Origin of the sequence: Streptomyces sp. NPDC006655 (genome assembly GCF_040703965.1) — a bacterium.
Lineage (GTDB): Bacteria > Actinomycetota > Actinomycetes > Streptomycetales > Streptomycetaceae > Streptomyces.
On the sequence record NZ_JBEYJU010000233.1, the window covers coordinates 1 to 2,580 of the forward strand.

4 protein-coding genes are annotated in these 2,580 nt (G+C 70.6%); all 4 read left to right on the plus strand.

The features are described from left to right. Nucleotides 1-607: 607 nt before the first annotated feature. The 4 genes from AB0958_RS44925 (at nucleotide 608) to AB0958_RS44940 (ending at nucleotide 2,419) form a co-directional block, all read left to right on the plus strand. The gene (locus tag AB0958_RS44925) at nucleotides 608-1,474 is read left to right on the plus strand and encodes a hypothetical protein (protein WP_366896260.1); all 867 of its coding nucleotides are present in this window, start codon (nucleotides 608-610) and stop codon (nucleotides 1,472-1,474) included. Between the two features lie 58 nt (nucleotides 1,475-1,532). Beyond that, entirely contained in the window at nucleotides 1,533-1,751 is a 219-nt protein-coding gene (locus tag AB0958_RS44930) for a hypothetical protein (RefSeq protein WP_366896261.1), read from the plus strand. 95 nt (nucleotides 1,752-1,846) lie between these two features. After that, complete coding sequence (locus AB0958_RS44935; RefSeq protein ID WP_366896262.1) at nucleotides 1,847-2,038, plus strand: hypothetical protein; 192 nt, start codon at nucleotides 1,847-1,849, stop codon at nucleotides 2,036-2,038. Nucleotides 2,039-2,137: 99 nt separating this feature from the next. Further along, entirely contained in the window at nucleotides 2,138-2,419 is a 282-nt protein-coding gene (locus AB0958_RS44940) for a hypothetical protein (RefSeq protein ID WP_366896263.1), read from the plus strand. The last annotated feature ends 161 nt before the right edge of the window (nucleotides 2,420-2,580 follow it).

Genomic DNA, 2,580 nt, shown 5'->3' on the forward strand with positions numbered 1-2,580 from the left:
CGCCCCCCCGGCCGTGCTCCCGCCGCGGGCGGCGGGACCGGGTCCGGCTCCGCCGGACCGGGCCGGGCCGGTGGTCGCCGCCTCCGGCCAGCGGCGGGGAGCACGAGGACCTGGTTGTGAGGTTCACCCGGAGAAGCGGACGCCTCCGGCGGGCCCTTACTCCCAAGGGGGTTGGTTGGGGGGCGAGTTGGGCCCGGTGGGTGGCTGGGGTGAGGGCGGGGGCTCCCCTCGGTCGGTCGGTCACCCGGAGGGCGTACCGCCGAACCTGCGGGAGCCGCCAGGCCGGGCCGCTTCGCGGTCGCTTCGCGAGCCTGGCAGCCCCCGCAGAACCGGCGGTGCGGCGTGCGCTGCCCGACCGACCGAGGGGAGCCCCCGCCCAGGGGTGAGCCGTGGCGGAGGCCCGCCACGCGGCCGCCGGTCCGGGGGCGGGAACCAGGCCGGAAACCGGTCCTGACCTGCGAAAACATGTGATCGGGATCACTTCCCGGGAGGGGTGTTCGGGTTGGACTTCCACCCCTAAATAAGGCAGAATTAGTGATGTCGGAAGGGGGGAGGCAGCCCCCCGGACGACAGCCCCAAACCTTCAACGCACGTAAGGAAACAGCCGATGGGCTACAGGAACAGGATGTCCCGCGAGAAGCGCCGCGAGCTCGGCAAGCAGCGGACCGCGGAGCTGTCGGACCTCCTCCAGGCCGGCTACCAGAGCATGGGTCACCCCGCGGTGTGGGCGGCGGTCATGCGTGCCGGAGCGGTCCACGTCGAACGCGGCCCCGTGAACGCCATCGCCATCGGGCTCCAGGCCCCGCACGCGACCCAGGTCCTCAGTTACGCGGAGTGGCAGAACAACGGCCGCCAGGTCCGCCGAGGAGAGGAAGGCGTCAGGATCTGGGGGCCGATGACCGGAGGCGGACGCCGTGAGCCCGCCGAGGAGCGGCCGGAGTCGAGCGCGGACGCAGAGGCGCAGGGCGAAGAGCGTGCACGCGGTTGGCTCTCGAACGCCGTCTTCGACATCTCCCAGACCGACGGTCCTCCGGTGACGTCACCGGCGACCGGCAACCCGGCCCCGTTCGTACGCAACCGCCTGATCGCCGTTCTCACGCAGGGGGGCGACCATCGAGCCTTTCTGATCAACGGGGTGCCCGCCGAGGCCATCGACCCGGAGGACGCGTCACGCGCCCTACTGCTGAAGGCCGCACGCCGGAGCATCGAGGCCGCCGGACTCTGCGACCCCGAACAGGTCGAGGCGGAGGCCGCAGCCGCCGCCCACGTGGCCGCCCGCATTCTCCGGATCCCGGCAGGCCCCTTGCTGCCCCCGCCCGCAGCCGGATGGATCACGGACGACCTGAACAACCCGCCCGTCAAGCAGAGCGCCGTACGAGCCATCACGCTCGGCCGGACGCTGGCCGAGCAGATCGGCGATCCCTGCCCCTGCTGCAACGGTGCCCGCCACGACCAGGACCGGGCCGAGGTCTGAAAGCCCCCGGGGCCGGTGCACTGGCACCGGCCCCCCGAACCGCTGAGGAGAACGAACGATGAACGCCGAACAGGCCGAGGCCGCAGCCCGCACCGCCGTGGAGGAGAAGTACCCAGTCGACACCACCGTCCGGCACAGGACGCTGCCGCTCATCCTGGGGAACGTCACGGGGTACGGCATGGAGCCGTTCACCGGTGACCCGCTCGTGATGGTGCAGTGGCCCGGGATGCCGAAGTCGGTCGGGTACCAGAGCGACGAGATCCGGCCGGAGGCGTAACTACCGTGTATCAAGAGGACGTTGAGAGGCTGCACCGGGAATCCAGGGTTCACGCCGTGTACGCGCCAGAGCTTGACGGCGCAGGCGAGAAGCCCATGATCACTCTCGGTGGAGTGCACGCCACGGTCTATCTCGTACTCGACGAGGACGGCGAGCCGCGCATGCGCATCTCCGTGGATCTCGACGAGATGGCGCCGGAACTCGCGGCGGACGGCGAGACGCTGCCCATGGAACTCATGATCGCAGGTCAGCGCGTGTGGTGGGCGAGATGGGAAACCCCGCTCTAAAGCGTTGACATCGACTCCTTCATAAGGCAGAATTATGGATATCGAGAGGGGTTGGCAGCCCCTTTCGATATCCCCCAACCTTCAACGCAGGAGTCACCCATGCGGTATGCCGAGGAGGCGGCCCGGATCGCTGCGGCGGTCACCGGACTGCCGGTGAAGGTCCGAAAGTACGAGCCCGACCCGCAGAACCCCGCGCGTCGACGCTTCGCCGGCTGGGAAGCCGCGAGCGTCGCCGGACCGGCGGACGATGCCAACTCCCTTGCGTGGGGCATCGCGTACGACGGTGGGCGCACCGACTCTGTTCGGTGGGCCGACGTGATGTTCCCCAACGCCGAAGTCTTCGAGGAGGCCATCAGCCGTCTAGCCAACGCCACCACGTGACCGCACAGGAGGGGTGGCAGTCCCCTCCCGCACCCCGCGGCGGCACCGCCACCCTCTTGGGGCGGGTGGCGGCGCCGCCCTGAACTGCGGCGGTAGCGGTCGCCCCTGGCGGGGCGGCTGTGTTGGTGGCCCGGTGCGTGCTCGCCGGCCCCGGCCTCCTT